This window comes from Ignatzschineria larvae DSM 13226 (genome assembly GCF_038500265.1).
Taxonomy (GTDB): Bacteria; Pseudomonadota; Gammaproteobacteria; order Cardiobacteriales; family Wohlfahrtiimonadaceae; genus Ignatzschineria; species Ignatzschineria larvae.
The window spans coordinates 1966644-1984283 of sequence record NZ_CP150637.1 but is presented as its reverse complement, the minus strand read 5'-3'; the positions used below and the strand labels follow the sequence as shown (position 1 = coordinate 1984283).

Genomic DNA, 17640 nt, shown 5'->3' with positions numbered 1-17640 from the left:
TGGTTTATCAATTCATTTTACTCATATATTGTTTAGTAATTTATTGCGATTTTGAAGCTTTTTATAAAAAGAACATCAATTTATATTGCGCAATGTATTGGCTTAATCGTGCTTATCATAGATACACAAGGAGGCAGTAATGCCTGTTAAAATCCCTAATAATTTACCTGCTTATCAAGTTTTACAAAATGAAAATATCTTCGTAATGGATGAAAATCGTGCGGTAACGCAGGATATTCGCCCAATGAAAATTGCAATATTAAATTTAATGCCACTGAAAGAAGTGACAGAAACACAGCTACTTCGAGTGCTAGGGAATACTTCTTTGCAAGTAGAGCCTGTTTTTTTAGCAACAGAGACGTATCAGCCTAAAAATACGGATCAAGCCTACCTGAATGCTTTTTATCGAACCTTTGAAGAGATCAAAGATGATGTCTTTGATGGTTTTATCATTACCGGTGCGCCGGTGGAAACAATCCCTTTTGAATCGGTACAATATTGGGAAGAGTTAACAAAAATTATGGAGTGGGCAGATCAGAATGTCTTTTCAACACTCTATATCTGTTGGGGGGCGCAAGCGGGGCTCTATTATCGTTATGGCATTGATAAATATGATTTGCCGGAGAAACGGTTTGGAGTGTTCCCCCATCAAATCTATTCGCCAACAGTAAAACTGCTTCGGGGATTTGATGATCGCTTTAATGCGCCTCATAGCCGACATACAGAAGTCCGTAGAGCAGATATTGAGAAGCATTCTGATTTGATGATTTTGGCAGAATCAGAAGAGGCTGGCGTTCATATAGTAGCAAACCGAGATCTTCGACATGTCTATGTGATGGGACATGGAGAGTATGATTTTGATACGCTTGATCAAGAGTATCGTCGGGATTTGGCTAAAGGAATGGCGATTGATCCCCCGCAAAATTACTATAGGGATAATGATCCAAACAATGAGCCATTAGTGACTTGGCGTTCTCATGGCAACATGCTTTTTGCAAATTGGTTGAACTATTGTGTTTATCAAGAAACACCTTATGATCTTCATACTTTAAAGCGTAGTTAGAAAAACTTTTGTATAATAAGCATTTATTAGTATGTATTTAACTTTATTCCGTATTATTTTGTATGAATGGTACTTTGCTAAATAGTTGTTAAGAGCCGTATTTTATGAGTAATAAGACTATATGAAATAGGGCGATCAGTAATATTGAATGGCCAATATAATATCCTACAGTGAACTTAGAGAGTTTGAGCATGAAAAGAAGCCTTGTTGCGGTGAGTTTAACTTTTGCTTTACTTCAGAATGCCAGTTTCGCGGCATCTGAAGCGCAAGAGCCTATTACAGTAAAGATTGATTTGGAGAATGTCTCTTCTCTCAATCAGGTGCTAAGCGGGGAAGTGGATATAGATACCTTACCTGCAACTGAAACTGCTACTGTAATTGAAGTACCGCAGCCACAAGTTTCGGTGCCGCCTCTTGAAATGAGCGCTAAAAGTATACCTGAAGAGCAAAGAGCCTCAAAATGGGAAGAAGCTAGTACGTCAGCATCCGTTAAGAGTGTACAGGTTAGTCAAAACGAAATGAAATCAGATCGTGTGAAACAAGCACATACTAAACGAGATGATGGGGGTATTGAAAACTTCCAGCCTTTTGAAGTTCCTGAACGGGTAATTGATTATCGGGCAAAAGCGCCTTTCTGGGCAGAGAAAGCACCGAAAGCCGCTGAAAGTTATAACTACAGTTCTCGTGTAGCCAAAGCCGATCTTCAAAAATTCCATAAACTGCAACAAGACCCAATGGTTGCTGATGAAACTGTATTAGTGACCGTTGAAGGGCTAACACCTAAGGGCGAAGCACTCTATACCGCACTTTTAGAGAGTGAAGGCTTAGGATTGCTACCACAACTTTATCATGTAGGACGTATCGAGAACCTATTGCAAAGTGGGGATGTGGCTGCGCATCAAGCTGAATTAATGGCGCTTTTAACAGAGGCCGGACTCTCTTATATTCGCGATATTGTTCAAGGAGTGCCGGAGATTAAGAAGCAGGATAAAGATTGGCTATTAGAGGGGCGTAATGTTGATGTCGCTGATGCCTATCAACAGATATTGTTGAGTGATGATATAAGTGCTGCATTTGCTGCGCTTGAGCCACAATATAAGGAATATCAAGATCTTAAAAGGGCGCTATTAGCTTTTAAGTTGAAAGAGCAGGGTGAGGAACCGGCGATAGTGCCTCAAGGTGCCACTATTAAGCCAGGTATGGGAGGAGAACGTGTACAATTGATGCGTGATCGTCTCAATTATCTAGGATACAACGCCGGAGAGGGAGCTACATATGATAGCCAGATGGTAAAAGCAGTAAAAGACTTTCAACGCACTCATCTCCTAGAACCAGATGGTGCTGCGGGTAAAAAGACAATTGCTGAGCTGAATCGCTCTAATGCCGAACGTATTCAGCAGATTCAGATTAATTTAGAACGCTGGCGCTGGATGCCTGAAAGTATGGGCGAACATTTTGTTGCTGTGGATATTCCGGGCTTTCGTTATGAAGTAGTAAAAGATGGGGAAACAGTTCTTAGTGCACGAACAGTTGTAGGGCGGGAAGGGCGCAAAACACCGGTATTTATGTCTCCCATGAGCTATATTGTCTTTAGTCCTTATTGGCATGTTCCCCGTTCAATGGCGGTGAATGATTTCTTACCTAGACTAAAGCGTAATCCTTATGCGCTGACAGGCTCTAAAATTAGAATTTTTAGGAATGGGCAAGAGATCGATCCTGGTACTGTAGATTGGTCGCAATATAGCCGTAATAATTTCCCATTCCAATTACGTCAAGATCCGGGTGACTACAATTCATTAGGGCGTGTGAAATTTATGTTCCCAAATGAGCATGCGATCTATCTGCATGACACACCTTCTAAATCACTTTTTAATCGTACATCAAGGGATTTTAGTTCTGGTTGTGTGCGAATCGAGAATCCAGAAGAGCTTGCCGAATACTTTTTGGGGGAAGCCGGGTGGAATCAATCAAAAATTAAATCGGCATTTCGTCAATCAAAAGAATCACATGTAGGATTGGCAAAAGATAAAAAGATACCTGTCTATACTTTATACATGACAACGCGAGTAAAGGATGATAGTATCTCATTCCGTGCTGACATCTACAACAAAGATCAAGTGCTGATTAACGCACTTAATAATCTGGGTAAATAGAGGGTGTCAAATAGTTTGAAGTTAAGTTTTATGGTTGATAAAAAATAAACATAAATTTAATTGACAGGCAAAAAACACGGTGTATAATAACAGCTTCTTTGGTGGAGTTCCCGAGCGGTCAAAGGGACTAGACTGTAAATCTGGCGGCTATGCCTTCGAAGGTTCGAATCCTTCCTCCACCACCAATTTTAAATGAGTTCTGCGGGTGTAGTTCAATGGTAGAATCTCAGCCTTCCAAGCTGATTGTGTGGGTTCGATTCCCATCACCCGCTCCATTTTATGCTCATATAGCTCAGTTGGTAGAGCGCGTCCTTGGTAAGGACGAGGTCACCAGTTCAATTCCGGTTATGAGCACCATCCCCCTTCCGTGTAATTAAATCTAATCTAGAAGAGTGATATTATGTCAAAGGAAACTTTTAGTCGTAATAAGCCGCACGTAAACGTCGGTACAATTGGGCACGTTGACCATGGTAAAACTACGTTGACGGCTGCATTAACTAAAGTCGGTAATGAATCTTCAGGTGCGAATGTTCGTGCTTATGATCAGATCGATAATGCACCGGAAGAGAGAGAGCGTGGTATTACAATCTCTACTTCTCACGTAGAATATGAGTCACCATTACGCCATTATGCACACGTTGACTGCCCAGGACATGCTGACTATGTTAAAAACATGATCACTGGTGCGGCACAAATGGACGGCGCGATCCTTGTTTGTTCAGCTGCAGATGGTCCTATGCCACAAACTCGTGAGCATATCCTATTATCACGCCAAGTAGGCGTTCCATATATTGTTGTTTTCTTAAATAAAGCAGATATGGTAGATGATGCTGAGTTGATCGAATTAGTTGAGATGGAAGTTCGTGAACTTCTTGATGCGTATGAATTCCCTGGCGATGATACTCCAGTAATCGTAGGTTCAGCACTTAAAGCAATTGAAGGCGATGAGTCTGAAATTGGTGTGCCTGCAATCAAAAAATTACTTGATGCACTTGATAGCTGGATTCCACTTCCAGAGCGTCAAATCGACAAGCCTTTCTTGATGCCAATCGAAGATGTATTCTCAATCTCAGGTCGTGGTACAGTTGTAACTGGCCGTGTTGAGACTGGTGTTGTTAAGACTGGTGAAGAGTTAGAAATCGTTGGCATCCGGCCTACACAAAAAACTACCTGTACTGGTGTTGAAATGTTCCGTAAGCTTCTTGATCAAGGTCAAGCAGGGGACAACGTAGGTGTTCTTCTTCGTGGTACTAAACGTGAAGATGTTGAACGTGGTCAAGTATTAGCAAAACCAGGTTCAATCAAGCCACATACAAAATTTGAAGCAGAAGTATACGTTCTTTCTAAAGAAGAAGGTGGTCGTCATACTCCATTCTTCAAAGGTTATCGTCCACAATTCTATTTCCGTACTACAGACGTGACTGGTTCAGTTGAGTTGCCTGAAGGTGTAGAAATGGTTATGCCTGGCGATAACGTGAAAATGGTTGTTGAGTTGATTAACCCAATCGCTATGGATGAAGGTTTACGTTTCGCAATTCGTGAAGGTGGCCGTACAGTTGGTGCGGGCGTTGTAGCTAAAGTTATTGCATAATTACTGCTAGCAGTATCTGGGTCAATAGCTCAATTGGCAGAGCGACGGTCTCCAAAACCGTAGGTTGAGGGTTCGATTCCTTCTTGGCCCGCCAAAATAAATAAAGCAGTCAGTCTCTGACTGCTTTTATTTTATGTAATTAAAATAATCGAGTATAATGCAGCTCTACTATTTATAGAAAAGAGAAGTAATAAGATGAATACAAAGAAAAAACCTGCTGATACAAAGGCAGTAAAGACGGCTCCTAAAAAAGCAGTGGTAAATTCAACTAAAGGGCAAGAGATAAAAAATGAGGGTAAAGGGCTAATGTGGCTCTCGTTACTCATTGTTTTAGCAGGTGTGTTTACCTACTATTATTTTGAGGGGGTAAATAGCTTGTATGCATTTGGTGCATTACTTGTCGGTTTAGTTGCCGGTGTCGGTCTCTTCCTTACCTCTCCTAAAGGGAAGCAACTCATTACTTTCTTTAAAGAGGCAAGAATTGAGTTGCGCCGAGTTGTATGGCCAACAATGGATGAAACAAGAAAAATGACATTGCTTGTAGTGATTGTTATGGCTGTGACATTGTTATTTTTGATGTTAGTTGATTTTATTATTAAAAATATCATCTCATTGATATTGTCATTTTCGTAGGAGAGAGCGATGCATTGGTATGTAATACAAGCCTATTCAGGGTATGAAGGGCAGGTAGTTCGAGCATTACATGAGTATATTGCGCGTGAAGGTTTTGAATCTAAGTTTGGTAAGATTTTAGTTCCAACAGAAGAAGTGGTGGAAGTAAAAGATGGTAAACGTCGCAAAAGTGAGCGTAAGTTTTTTCCAGGATATGTTCTAGTTCAAGCTGATATGACAGAAGAAGTGTGGCATTTGGTAAATAGTGTTCCTCGAGTAATCGGTTTTGTGGGTGGAAAGAGCGATCGCCCTAGTCCTATCTCTGAGCGAGAAGCGCAAGCAATACTTAATCGTATAGCTCAGGCTGAAGAAGGGCCACGTCTCAAGGTTCTTTATGAGGTAGGTGAAGAGGTTCGTGTTATCGATGGGCCATTTAATGAATTTAATGGCACTGTAACAGAAGTGGATTCTGAGAAAGGTCGTCTTAAAGTTTCTGTGATGATCTTTGGTCGAGCAACGCCTGTTGATCTGGAATTTAGTCAAGTAGAGAAAGTTTAATAATAAAATCTTGCGATAAGGTATACAAAAGTCGGCAATAAATCATCAGGTTGTACGGTGAATGATTTTGTGAAAAAATTGAAGATTTAAAATCAGTGCTTCTAAAATCAGAAATAAAAATTATTAAAGAATTGTAGTGCATAAAAAATAGTGCTACAATTATTGGTCTTTAAAATAGGGGAGCACTTTTGTGCGTTGACCCATTCATAGGAGTGTCGCCAAATGGCAAAAAAAGTAATGTCTTATATTAACTTGCAGGTTGCTGCAGGTAAAGCTAGCCCATCACCACCAATCGGTCCTGCGCTTGGTCAACATGGTGTTAATATCATGGAATTCTGTAAAGCGTTTAATGCTGCGACTCAACAGTTAGAACCTGGAATGCCAATTCCAGTAGTAATCACTGTATATAATGATCGCTCATTTACCTTTATTACTAAAACTCCACCAGCTGCATATTTGCTCAAAAAAGCTGCTGGTATCAAATCTGGTAGCCCAAGACCCAATACACAAAAAGTGGGCAAAGTGACTCGTGCGCAATTAGAAGAAATTGCAAAAACAAAAGAGCCAGATTTATCTTCAGCTGACTTAGATGCTGCAGTGAAAATCATCGCAGGTAGTGCGCGCTCAATGGGTATCGAAGTGGAGGGCGTGTAAGATGGCTAAATTAACTAAAAAACAGAAAGCAATTTTAGAATTAGTAGATTCTACAAAAGTATATACTTTAGATGAAGCAGTTGAGCTTCTCAAAAAAGTACCTGCTGCAAAATTTGAAGAGTCTTTCGAAGTTGCACTGAATCTTGGCGTTGATCCACGTAAATCTGACCAAGTCGTTCGTGGTGCAACTGTCATGCCTAATGGTACAGGTAAAGATGTCCGCGTTGCTGTATTTGCACAAGGTGCAAACGCAGACGCTGCAAAAGAAGCGGGCGCTGATGTTGTAGGTTTTGAGGATCTTGCTGATAGTATGAAAGGTGGAGATCTTAACTATGATGTCGTTATCGCAACTCCAGATGCAATGCGTGTTGTAGGTCAATTAGGTCAAGTGTTAGGGCCACGTGGATTGATGCCAAACCCACGTGTAGGTACTGTAACACCTGATGTTGCAACTGCAGTTAAAAATGCAAAATCTGGTCAGGTGCGTTTCCGTACTGATAAAGCAGGTATTGTTCATTGCTCAATCGGTAAAGTTGCATTTGATACTGAACAACTTCGTGGTAACTTAAAAGCATTAATTGCTGAAGTAACACGTTTGAAACCAGCCTCTGCAAAAGGTGTTTATATTAAGAAATTAACTGTTGCATCAACAATGGGTCCTGGTATCGCTGTTGATTTGGCATCTGTTTAGTATTTTAATAAAGAATTGAACTTATCTTTTAATTTTAATTAAAGGTGAGTCGAAGACCGTAGATGCCTTAACTGGCTTAATAACGAAAGTGTTCTACGTAGACGGTAGTTCTAAATTAGGGTTACCGTATAGGGCTGAATATCTATGAGCCTTTAAAGTTGATAGATATTCGGGTTTATAGGTGGTAAGTAAAATTACCAAAAATGTAAAGGTGAAAAATGAGTTCTTTGCAAAGTAAACAAGAAGTGGTGCAAGAAGTTCATGGGGTAGCAAATGGTGCTCACTCTCTAGTACTTTCTGAATACCACGGGCTTACGGTAGCTCAGATTACATCTCTTCGTAATGCGGCAAGATCTGCGAATGTAGATATCCGCGTTGTGAAAAATACATTAGCAAGATTAGCATTGAAAGACACTCAGTTTGAAGATGCTATTCCAAGTCTTGTTGGTCCTATCATTATGGCTTTTTCAATGAGTGAAGAAGATCCAGTGGCAGGCGCACGTGTAATTCACAATTTCCTTAAGGAAAAAGCGAACGAGAAGTTAGTTGTTAAAGCAATCGCCCATGATGGTGAAGTTCATGAAGGTTCTGCATTGAAAGCAATCGCATCACTTCCAACGAAGGAAGAAGCGATCTCAATGTTCTTGGCTGTATTGAAAGCACCAGTTCAGAAACTTGCTGCAACATTAGCTTCAGTAAGAGACAAAAAAGAAGCAGAAGCAGCTTAATTACGCGACTGTTTGTAATTCTTAATTTAGAATTATATATTAATCAAAATTTTAAGATAATTTAGGAGTTTTATATTATGGCAATCTCACACGAAGATATCCTTAATGCGATTGAAGAGATGAAAACTGCAGAAGTGATGGAATTAATCTCTGCTATCGAAGAAAAATTTGGCGTAACTGCAGCAGTAGCTGTAGCTGCAGGTCCTGCTGGCGATGCTGGTGCGGCTGCTGAAGCACAAACTGAGTTTGATGTTGTAATGACATCAGCTGGTGAGAAAAAGATCAACGTTATTAAAGTTGTTCGTGGAATCACTGGTCTTGGTCTTGGTGATGCTAAAGCCCTCGTTGAAGGTGCTCCTGCAACAATTAAAGAGCAAGTCTCTAAAGAAGAAGCAGACAAAATTAAAGCTGAGCTTGAAGAAGCTGGTGCAACTGTTGAGCTTAAATAGTATTATCGATAGAAGAGATGGTAAAACCTATGCCTGAGAAAGGCTCTCTTTTAGACAATAATGAAGCGTAAAGGCTAGGGTTTAAACCCTAGCCTTTACTAGCTTTAAAAAAATATTTTCGAGCGTATAAATTAGGCCTGTTGAAAATCATCGCGATTAGGCTGAAAAAGCCACAAAGGATTAATTTATATGTTTATATTTCCTACCTTATGAGGAATTCATTGCATGGTTTATTCGTTTACAGAAAAAAAACGCATCCGTAAAGATTTTGGGCAACAAATTGAAGTTCAAGAGGTTCCTTTTCTTTTAGCTACCCAAATTGATTCATATCACAATTTTTTACAAGATACTGTTCTTCGTAAAGAACGGAGTGATCAAGGGTTGCATGCGGCTTTTAAGTCCGTATTTCCTATCGAGGCAATTAAGGCTAAAACGGCAACATCAAATGGTTTTCGTCTCTCATTAGAATATGTCGATTATCATATCGGTGAACCTGAGTTTGATGTTCGTGAATGTCAAATGAGAGGCACGACTTATGCTGCGTCACTTCGGATTGGGATGCGTCTTAAAATTTCAGACCTTGAAACAGGGGAAATTAAAGAAATTCGTGAAGCGGATATCGATCAATTTGGCCGTGGTGGCGTTTACCTTGGTGAAATTCCATTGATGACTGAAAATGGTACCTTTGTGATTAATGGTACTGAGCGCGTTATCGTTTCTCAGCTCCATCGTTCACCCGGCGTATTCTTTGATCATGATAAAGGGAAAGGTCATTCTTCAGGGAAGTTACTCTTCTCTGCACGAATCATTCCTTATCGTGGTTCATGGATGGATTTCGAATTTGATGCGAAGGACCTTGTTTATGCTCGTATTGACCGCCGCCGTAAACTACATGCAACGATTATCCTTAAAGCATTAGGCCTATCTGATAGTGAAATTTTAGCGGAGTTTTTTGAAACAAATACATTCAAAATCCGTAAACAAAAGCTTTTCTTAGAATTAGTGCCTGCTCGCCTTCGTGGTGAGATGGCTGCGTTTGATATTATTCTTGACGGGGAAGTGCTTGTTGAGAAAGGTCGTCGTATAACCGCCCGTCACGTGAAAAAATTAGAAGATGCGGGTGTTAAAGATCTAGAAGTACCTTTTGAGTATCTCGTAGGCCGTGTGATCTCTCAAGATATTTTAGATGAGTCAACAGGTGAGCTATTAGCACTTGCAAATGATGTCGTGACACAAGATCTACTCGAAAAGTTTGTGGCATATGGTATTGATACAATTCCTGTACTTTTCACAAATGATGTAGATCGCGGTTCATATATCTCTGATACGCTCCGTGCAGATACAACGAAGAGCCAGTTAGAAGCCCAAATCGAAATTTATCGTATGATGCGCCCAGGTGAGCCGCCTACAAAAGAAGCAGCTGAGAGCCTATTTGCAAGCCTCTTCTTCTCTAGCGATCGTTATGATCTTTCTGCGGTAGGCCGAATGAAGTTTAACCGTCGTCTAGGTCGTGATTCAGATACAGGAGAAGGTACACTTTCTAATAAAGATATTTTAGATGTCTTAAAAGAGCTCATCTCTATTCGTAATGGCCATGGCACTGTGGATGATGTGGATCACCTTGGCAACCGTCGTATTCGTTCAGTAGGAGAGATGGTTGAAAATGTTTATCGCATTGGTTTAGTACGTATTGAGCGTGCAGTTAAAGATCGCTTGTTATTAGCGGAATCAGATGGTTTAACGCCACATGAATTGATCAATGCGAAACCTGTAGGTGCTGCAATCAAAGAGTTCTTTGGCTCATCACAGTTATCGCAATTTATGGACCAAAATAATCCTCTATCAGAGGTTACGCATAAGCGTCGTATCTCTGCATTAGGCCCTGGTGGATTGACACGTGAGCGTGCAGGCTTTGAGGTTCGTGACGTTCATGTAACCCATTATGGTCGCGTATGCCCAATCGAAACACCGGAAGGTCCAAACATCGGTTTGATCAACTCATTGGCAAGTTATGCTCGTACCAATAGCTATGGATTCCTTGAAACACCTTATCGAAAAGTCATTGATGGACGAGTTACTGATCAGGTGGATTACCTCTCTGCGTATGAAGAGGCGCATTATGGTATCGCGCAGGCGAATGCAAAATTAGATGAAAATGGCGCTTTTGTTGATGATCTTATTGCCGCTCGTGTAGAGGGAGAGTTTACACTCTTAACTAAAGAGCAAATTAGCTATATCGATATTTCACCAAAACAGATTGTATCTATCGCAGCAGCACTGATTCCATTCCTTGAACATGATGATGCGAACCGTGCACTTATGGGATCGAACATGCAACGACAAGCTGTTCCTACTTTAAATGCCGATAAACCACTCGTAGGTACTGGAATGGAGCGTATTGTTGCGCGCGATTCTGGGGTTTGTGTGGTTGCGAAGCGTGGCGGTGTGGTTGATTATGTCGATGCTACTCGAATCATTATTCGTGTGAATGATGAAGAGACAATTGTGGGTCAATCAGGGGTTGATATCTATAACCTCACGAAATATCAGCGTTCAAATGCAAATACTTGTATTAACCAAAAAGTACTCGTAAAAGAAGGCGATATCGTTTCTAAGAAAGATATTCTTGCAGACGGTCCCTCAACGGACTTAGGCGAGTTAGCCCTTGGTCAAAATATGCTCGTAGCGTTTATGCCATGGAATGGTTATAACTACGAAGATTCAATTTTGATCTCTGAGCGTGTTGTGAAGGAAGAGCGTTTCACAACGATTCATATTGAAGAGTTAACCTGTGTGGCTCGGGATACTAAATTAGGGCCTGAAGAGATTACTTCAGATATTCCTAATGTATCAGAATCAGCACTTTCTAAGCTTGATGAAGCAGGGATTGCTTATATTGGGGCGGAAGTAAAATCGGGTGATATTTTGGTGGGTAAAGTCTCTCCAAAAGGGGAAACAACTTTAACGCCTGAAGAGAAATTGCTTCGTGCAATTTTCGGTGAGAAAGCCTCTGATGTTAAAGATAACTCACTACGTGTTCCTTCAGGAATGGATGGTACTGTAATCGATGTTCGTGTCTTTACACGGGATGGTATCGAGAAAGATAGTCGTGCGAAAGAGATTGAAGATCGTGAGCTTCGTGGTGTTCGTAAGGACTTAAATGACCAATTACGGATATTAGAAGATGACCTTTTTGCTCGCGTAGGTAGAAACCTGATTGGTGCAGAAGTTGTTGCCGGCAATAAAGGGATTAAAGCTGGGGACAAGATCACAGATGAATACCTCCAAGGCATTGAGCGTGAAAAATGGCTTGAGCTTAAACTCAAATCGGAAGAGCAAGCAGAAGAGTTAGTCAAACTGAAGCAGCTTCTTGAGCAACAACGTAAAGATTCAAATAAGAAATTTGAAGAGTTACGTGAAAAATTAACTCAAGGTGATGAGTTAGCGCCGGGCGTTCTTAAGATGGTGAAAGTTTACCTTGCGGTAAAACGTCGTATTCAGCCAGGAGATAAAATGGCGGGGCGTCACGGGAATAAAGGGGTCATCTCGATGATCGTTCCTGAAGAAGATATGCCATACATGGAAGATGGTACGCCGGTTGATATCTGTTTGAATCCACTTGGGGTCCCTTCACGTATGAACATCGGTCAGATTCTTGAAACGCACTTAGGTTGGGCCGCGCATGGATTAGGTCTTAAGATCGATAAGATGATCAAAGCGAGAGCAAAAGCAGATGAGTTACGTGGTTTCTTAGATCAAATTTATAATAAAGATGGTAGCGCACAAACCGTTGATTTAGATAAATTCAATGATGATGAGCTCTTTGAGTTATGCGAAAACCTTAGAAAAGGGGTGCCGATGGCGAGCCCTGTATTCGATGGGGCATCAGAAGAGGAGATGCGTCGGATGCTTCGTTTAGCAGATCTTCCCGAGTCAGGCCAAATTACGTTATATGATGGTCGTACAGGGGATGCATTTGACCGTCCTGTAACGGTGGGTTTTATGTATATGCTCAAATTGAATCACTTAGTGGATGATAAGATGCATGCTCGTTCAACAGGTCCATATTCACTTGTGACACAGCAACCGCTTGGTGGTAAAGCCCAGTTCGGTGGGCAGCGTTTCGGTGAAATGGAGGTGTGGGCACTTGAAGCTTATGGTGCTGCATACACGCTACAAGAGATGCTTACTGTGAAATCGGATGATGTTGCTGGAAGAACAGCCGTTTATAAAAATATTGTCAATGGTGAACACAACATTGAAGTGGGAATGCCGGAGTCCTTTAACGTACTGATTAAAGAGATTCGTTCTCTAGGTATCGATATTGATACGGTCAGCGATAGTGATGATGAGTAATCATCACTTATCAAACCGTTTCATAGAGACATTTCTTTAAATATAGATTGGAAGATAACGAATGAACTTATTAAATTTATTTAAGAATGAAGATAAAGGTGGTTTTGACGCAATTAAGATTGGTCTTGCCTCCCCTGAGAAGATTCTTAGCTGGTCTTATGGTGAAGTTAAAAAGCCAGAGACGATCAATTATCGTACCTTTAAACCAGAGCGTGATGGACTTTTTTGTGCCAAAATTTTCGGACCTGTGAAAGATTATGAGTGCTTATGTGGTAAATATAAGCGCCTAAAACACCGCGGTGTTGTATGTGAAAAGTGTGGCGTTGAAGTCACGCTTTCAAATGTTCGTCGTGAGCGTATGGGGCATATTAGTCTAGCTTCCCCTGTTGCGCATATTTGGTATCTCAAATCACTACCAAGTCGTATCGGTCTTTTGTTGGATATGACACTTCGTGATATCGAGAAGATCCTCTACTTTGAATCATTTGTAGTGATTGAACCAGGCTTAACACCGTTTGAACATGGTCAAGTATTAACCGATGAAGAATTCCTCGATGCAATTGAAGAGTACGGTGATGAGTTTGATGCACGTATGGGAGCTGAAGCAATTCTTGAGCTCTTAAAGGCGATTGATCTTGAAGAAGAAGCATCAAAATTACGAGAAGAATTACAAGAAACCCGTTCAGAGACTAAATTTAAGCGTCTTTCTAACCGCCTTAAATTAGTAGAATCATTTATCGCATCAGGCAATAAACCTGAGTGGATGATCTTAACAAATTTACCTGTATTACCACCAGATTTACGTCCATTAGTACCACTTGACGGTGGCCGTTTTGCGACGTCAGATTTGAATGATCTTTATCGTCGTGTTATTAACCGTAATAACCGTCTACAACGTCTTCTTGAATTAGAAGCGCCGGATATTATTGTACGTAATGAGAAGCGTATGCTTCAAGAATCTGTGGACTCCTTACTAGATAATGGTCGTCGTGGTCGTGCGATTTCAGGGGCTAATAAGCGTCCATTGAAATCACTTGCGGATATGATCAAAGGGAAGCAAGGTCGTTTCCGTCAAAACCTTCTTGGTAAGCGTGTGGACTATTCCGGTCGTTCTGTAATCGTGGTGGGACCGACACTTCGTCTACATCAGTGTGGTCTACCCAAACAGATGGCGCTTGAGCTCTTTAAACCATTTATCTTCTCACAATTAATTCAACGTGGTATTGCAACAACGATTAAAGCTGCAAAACGAATGGTTGAGCGTGAAGTGCCGGAAGTATGGGATATCTTAGAGCATGTTATTACTGAGCACCCAATTTTACTTAACCGTGCGCCAACCTTGCATAGATTAGGGATTCAGGCATTTGAACCTGTACTCATCGAAGGTAAAGCGATTCAGTTGCATCCGCTCGTTTGTACCGCATTCAACGCCGACTTCGATGGTGACCAGATGGCGGTTCACGTACCATTATCAATCGAGTCACAGCTTGAAGCGCGTGCATTAATGATGTCTTCGAACAACATTTTGTCACCTGCTAATGGTGAGCCAATCATCGTACCTTCTCAGGACGTTGTATTAGGTCTTTACTATATGACCCGTGAGCGTTTAAATGCGAAAGGTGAAGGTCGTGTTTTTGCAGATACTGCTGAAGTTCATAGAGCATATGCCCTTAAAGAACTTGACGTGCATGCAAAAATCTCTGTCCGTCTTCCAATCGTGATGTTTGAAGATGCGAAAGAGGGTGAAACTTATCGTCGTGTAGATTCAACTGTTGGACGTGTGATTTTGACGGATCTTCTACCTGTAGGCTTACCCTTCTCCGTAATTGATAAAGTATTAACCAAGCGTGAGATCTCTAACCTGATTAATACCTGTTATCGTCGTTTAGGTCTTAAAGATACGGTAATCTTTGCCGATAAATTGATGTATACCGGCTTCTATTATGCGATGCGTTCAGGCTCTTCAGTGGGTTATGAAGATATGGTGATCCCACCACAAAAACAAGCGATTATTGAGCGTGCAGAAGCAGAAGTTAAAGAAGTTCAGCATCAATATTCACAAGGTTTGGTCACGAACGGTGAGCGTTACAATAAGGTCATCGATATTTGGTCTCGTACCAATGAAGAAGTTGCAAAAACAATGATGAGCAACCTCGGTAAAGATGAAGTCATCGATGCGAAAACAGGTAAAAAAGTTGAGCAGACTTCATTTAACTCGATCTTTATGATGGCCGATTCAGGGGCGCGGGGTAGTGCGGCTCAGATTCGTCAGCTTGCAGGGATGCGTGGTCTGATGGCGAAACCAGATGGTTCAATCATCGAAACACCGATTACTGCAAACTTCCGTGAAGGTCTTGACGTTCTTCAGTACTTCGTATCAACCCATGGTGCTCGTAAAGGTCTTGCGGATACGGCACTTAAAACAGCAAACTCAGGTTACTTAACGCGTCGTCTTGTTGACGTTGCGCAGGATCTTGTGATTGTGAATGAAGATTGCGGTACACGCGATGGTCTCTTAATGACACCTATCGTTGAAGGTGGGGATATCGTTGAGCCATTACGCGCTCGTGTGTTAGGGCTTGTAGTTGCTGAAGATGTCTATGTTCCAGGTTCGGATGAAGTCTTATTTGAAGCCGGTACTTTATTAGATGAAGCTGCAGTTGATCTTCTTGATGAGAAGGGTGTGGATGAGTTATTAGCCCGTTCACCAATTACTTGTAAGAATCGTCATGGCCTTTGTGCAAAATGTTATGGTCGCGATCTTGGTCGTGGTCATCTTGTCAATCCAGGCGAGTCCGTGGGCGTTATTGCAGCACAATCGATTGGGGAACCAGGAACACAGTTAACGATGCGTACCTTCCATATCGGGGGGGCGGCATCAGGTTCGGCAGCTGTTTCAAATGTACAGGTTAAAACAAAAGGTACATTGAAGCTTGTTCGTGTGAAAACAGTTCGTAACAAAGATAACAATTTAGTATCTACCTCTCGTTCGGGCGAATTGATCATCATGGATGAATTTGGTCGTAACCGTGAACGTTATAAAGTACCTTACGGTGCGGTGATCGTTGTGGATGAGGGCGGTAGTGTAGATGTAGGCGATATCGTTGCAACATGGGATCCACATACTATCCCTGTTATCGTTGAAGTAACCGGTTATGTGAAGTTTGTGGATTTTGAAGAGAATATCAATATTCAGAAACAAACAGATGATGTTACAGGTCTTTCTAACTTGATCGTACTTGATTCTAAACAACGGAATGCTGGCGGTAAACGTCCTTCGATCTATGTTGTTGATGAAGCCGGTAATGAGCTTAATATTCCGGGTACAGATGTGACTGCAATGTACACATTACCAGTCGGGGCGATCTTGAACTTGAACGATGGGGATCAAGTAACTGTAGGTGACCCTCTTGCACGTATTCCACAAGAATCATCTAAAACACGTGATATTACCGGGGGTCTTCCACGGGTTGCGGACTTATTTGAAGCGCGTCGTCCTAAAGAAGCGGCAATTCTTGCAGAGCAGAGCGGTATCGTGAGCTTTGGACGAGAAACGATGAGTAAGCAACGCTTGATCATTACGGATTCAGCGGGCAATGCGCATGAAGAGTTGATTCCAAAATGGCGTCATGTCAACGTATTCGAAGGTGAATCAGTTGAGAAAGGTGAAATCATTGTGGATGGTGAGTTAAGTGCGCATGATATTCTTCGTCTTTTAGGCGTGAAAGAACTTGCGGCTTATCTTGTGAAAGAGATCCAAGATGTTTACCGTCTACAAGGGGTAAAAATCTCTGATAAACATATCGAAGTGATCATTCGTCAGATGCTTCGTAAGGTTGAGATTCTTGAATCAAATGACAGTACCTTCATCAAAGGTGAGCAAGCTGAATATGTTGCAGTACTTGAAGAGAATGAGCGTTTAGAAGCAGAGGGTAAGATTCCTGCGACATATCGCCCTGTTCTTCTTGGTATTACTAAAGCATCATTAGCGACAGATAGCTTCATCTCGGCGGCATCGTTCCAAGAGACAACTCGTGTCTTGACAGATGCTTCGATTAAAGGCTTGAAAGATCACCTTCGTGGCTTGAAAGAGAATGTTATTGTGGGACGCTTAATTCCTGCAGGTACGGGCTTGATCTATCATGAAGAGCGTCGTAATGCTGCTAAGTAGTAATCTTTAAAAGCTTTTTAAGATTACTTCTAACTTAAAAGAGTAGGCGCTCCTTTAATGGGGCGCTTTCTTATTTCAATATCAAGAGGATAATAGACGTGTCTATGTCAAAACGTAAATTAATCGAGTCTCGTAAATCTGCTCGATTTTTCTTAATTCAAGCGCTTTATCAATGGCAAATTGCCCAAAACTCTTTGAGTGAGATTAGTGCGAATCTTGCTGATAATCCTAAGTTTTCTGAAGCGAATAGTGAGTATTTTCATGAAACATTACAAGGGATTACACAAAATCGAACAGAACTCAATCAACTCCTTAATCCTTTGTTAGATCGTGATATCGAGAGTGTCGACCCTATCGAGCGTTCTATTTTATGGTTAGGGGCTTATGAGTTAGAGAATCAACTAGACATTCCTTATAAATCTGTGATTAATGAAGCGGTTGAATTAGCAAAACAATTTGGCGCGGAGGGAAGCCATCGTTACATTAATGGTGTTTTAGACAAACTTGCGAAAACAATCACAAGTCGTCAATCTGAGAATGTAAAATAATCATTGAAATGAGTAGGATGGCGTTTTTTTTGAAAGAAAAGTCATGATAACTTGTGTTAGGTCAGA

12 protein-coding genes and 4 tRNA genes are annotated in these 17640 nt (G+C 41.2%); all 16 read left to right on the top strand.

All coding sequences use genetic code 11. The annotated features are described in order from the left end of the window. Window positions 1–139 precede the first annotated feature (139 nt). The 16 genes from metA (at window position 140) to nusB (ending at window position 17574) form a co-directional block, all read left to right on the top strand. Window positions 140–1063 carry a homoserine O-acetyltransferase MetA gene (metA, locus tag WMO13_RS08205; RefSeq protein ID WP_026878128.1) on the top strand — a complete coding sequence of 308 codons (924 nt, stop codon included), beginning with the start codon at window positions 140–142 and terminating at the stop codon, window positions 1061–1063. A gap of 191 nt (window positions 1064–1254) precedes the next feature. Further along, complete coding sequence (locus tag WMO13_RS08200) at window positions 1255–3216, top strand: L,D-transpeptidase family protein (RefSeq protein ID WP_051396026.1); 1962 nt, start codon at window positions 1255–1257, stop codon at window positions 3214–3216. A 100-nt stretch (window positions 3217–3316) separates the two neighbouring features. After that, window positions 3317–3401, top strand: a tRNA-Tyr gene (locus tag WMO13_RS08195). Between the two features lie 16 nt (window positions 3402–3417). Next, window positions 3418–3491 (top strand) — tRNA-Gly (locus WMO13_RS08190). Window positions 3492–3497: 6 nt separating this feature from the next. Then, window positions 3498–3573 (top strand) — tRNA-Thr (locus tag WMO13_RS08185). Window positions 3574–3616: 43 nt separating this feature from the next. Beyond that, on the top strand, window positions 3617–4807 hold the full coding sequence (tuf, locus tag WMO13_RS08180) for an elongation factor Tu (RefSeq protein ID WP_109188571.1): 1191 nt from the start codon (window positions 3617–3619) through the stop codon (window positions 4805–4807). An 18-nt stretch (window positions 4808–4825) separates the two neighbouring features. Beyond that, window positions 4826–4901: transfer RNA gene (locus tag WMO13_RS08175), tRNA-Trp, on the top strand. A gap of 101 nt (window positions 4902–5002) precedes the next feature. Next, complete coding sequence (gene secE / locus WMO13_RS08170; RefSeq protein ID WP_211240393.1) at window positions 5003–5440, top strand: preprotein translocase subunit SecE; 438 nt, start codon at window positions 5003–5005, stop codon at window positions 5438–5440. Window positions 5441–5449: 9 nt separating this feature from the next. Then, window positions 5450–5977 (top strand): transcription termination/antitermination protein NusG, encoded by a 528-nt coding sequence (nusG, locus tag WMO13_RS08165; protein ID WP_026879334.1) that lies wholly within the window; start codon window positions 5450–5452, stop codon window positions 5975–5977. 222 nt (window positions 5978–6199) lie between these two features. Next, window positions 6200–6631 (top strand): 50S ribosomal protein L11, encoded by a 432-nt coding sequence (rplK, locus tag WMO13_RS08160; protein WP_026879333.1) that lies wholly within the window; start codon window positions 6200–6202, stop codon window positions 6629–6631. A gap of 1 nt (window position 6632) precedes the next feature. After that, entirely contained in the window at window positions 6633–7322 is a 690-nt protein-coding gene (gene rplA / locus WMO13_RS08155; protein WP_026879332.1) for a 50S ribosomal protein L1, read from the top strand. A 218-nt stretch (window positions 7323–7540) separates the two neighbouring features. After that, window positions 7541–8050, top strand: a complete 510-nt coding sequence (gene rplJ / locus WMO13_RS08150; RefSeq protein ID WP_026879331.1) for a 50S ribosomal protein L10 — start codon at window positions 7541–7543, stop codon at window positions 8048–8050. Window positions 8051–8127: 77 nt separating this feature from the next. Next, the gene (rplL, locus tag WMO13_RS08145; protein ID WP_026879330.1) at window positions 8128–8499 is read left to right on the top strand and encodes a 50S ribosomal protein L7/L12; all 372 of its coding nucleotides are present in this window, start codon (window positions 8128–8130) and stop codon (window positions 8497–8499) included. A gap of 225 nt (window positions 8500–8724) precedes the next feature. After that, window positions 8725–12855: a DNA-directed RNA polymerase subunit beta gene (gene rpoB / locus WMO13_RS08140; protein ID WP_026879329.1), complete on the top strand. Its 4131-nt coding sequence runs from the start codon at window positions 8725–8727 to the stop codon at window positions 12853–12855. Window positions 12856–12916: 61 nt separating this feature from the next. Beyond that, window positions 12917–17026 carry a DNA-directed RNA polymerase subunit beta' gene (gene rpoC / locus WMO13_RS08135; protein ID WP_051396290.1) on the top strand — a complete coding sequence of 1370 codons (4110 nt, stop codon included), beginning with the start codon at window positions 12917–12919 and terminating at the stop codon, window positions 17024–17026. A gap of 104 nt (window positions 17027–17130) precedes the next feature. Beyond that, complete coding sequence (gene nusB, locus WMO13_RS08130) at window positions 17131–17574, top strand: transcription antitermination factor NusB (RefSeq protein WP_026879328.1); 444 nt, start codon at window positions 17131–17133, stop codon at window positions 17572–17574. Window positions 17575–17640: the final 66 nt, after the last annotated feature.

Excerpts from the sequence above, each read along its gene's own strand:
- secE (WP_211240393.1), top strand. The coding sequence starts at position 5,003 with ATGAATACAAAGAAAAAACCTGCTGATACAAAGGCAGTAAAGACGGCT.
- nusG (WP_026879334.1), top strand. The coding sequence starts at position 5,450 with ATGCATTGGTATGTAATACAAGCCTATTCAGGGTATGAAGGGCAGGTA.
- rpoC (WP_051396290.1), top strand. The coding sequence starts at position 12,917 with ATGAACTTATTAAATTTATTTAAGAATGAAGATAAAGGTGGTTTTGAC.
- rpoB (WP_026879329.1), top strand. The coding sequence starts at position 8,725 with ATGGTTTATTCGTTTACAGAAAAAAAACGCATCCGTAAAGATTTTGGG.
- WMO13_RS08200 (WP_051396026.1), top strand. The coding sequence starts at position 1,255 with ATGAAAAGAAGCCTTGTTGCGGTGAGTTTAACTTTTGCTTTACTTCAG.
- rplJ (WP_026879331.1), top strand. The coding sequence starts at position 7,541 with ATGAGTTCTTTGCAAAGTAAACAAGAAGTGGTGCAAGAAGTTCATGGG.
- metA (WP_026878128.1), top strand. The coding sequence starts at position 140 with ATGCCTGTTAAAATCCCTAATAATTTACCTGCTTATCAAGTTTTACAA.
- rplK (WP_026879333.1), top strand. The coding sequence starts at position 6,200 with ATGGCAAAAAAAGTAATGTCTTATATTAACTTGCAGGTTGCTGCAGGT.
- nusB (WP_026879328.1), top strand. The coding sequence starts at position 17,131 with ATGTCAAAACGTAAATTAATCGAGTCTCGTAAATCTGCTCGATTTTTC.
- rplA (WP_026879332.1), top strand. The coding sequence starts at position 6,633 with ATGGCTAAATTAACTAAAAAACAGAAAGCAATTTTAGAATTAGTAGAT.
- rplL (WP_026879330.1), top strand. The coding sequence starts at position 8,128 with ATGGCAATCTCACACGAAGATATCCTTAATGCGATTGAAGAGATGAAA.
- tuf (WP_109188571.1), top strand. The coding sequence starts at position 3,617 with ATGTCAAAGGAAACTTTTAGTCGTAATAAGCCGCACGTAAACGTCGGT.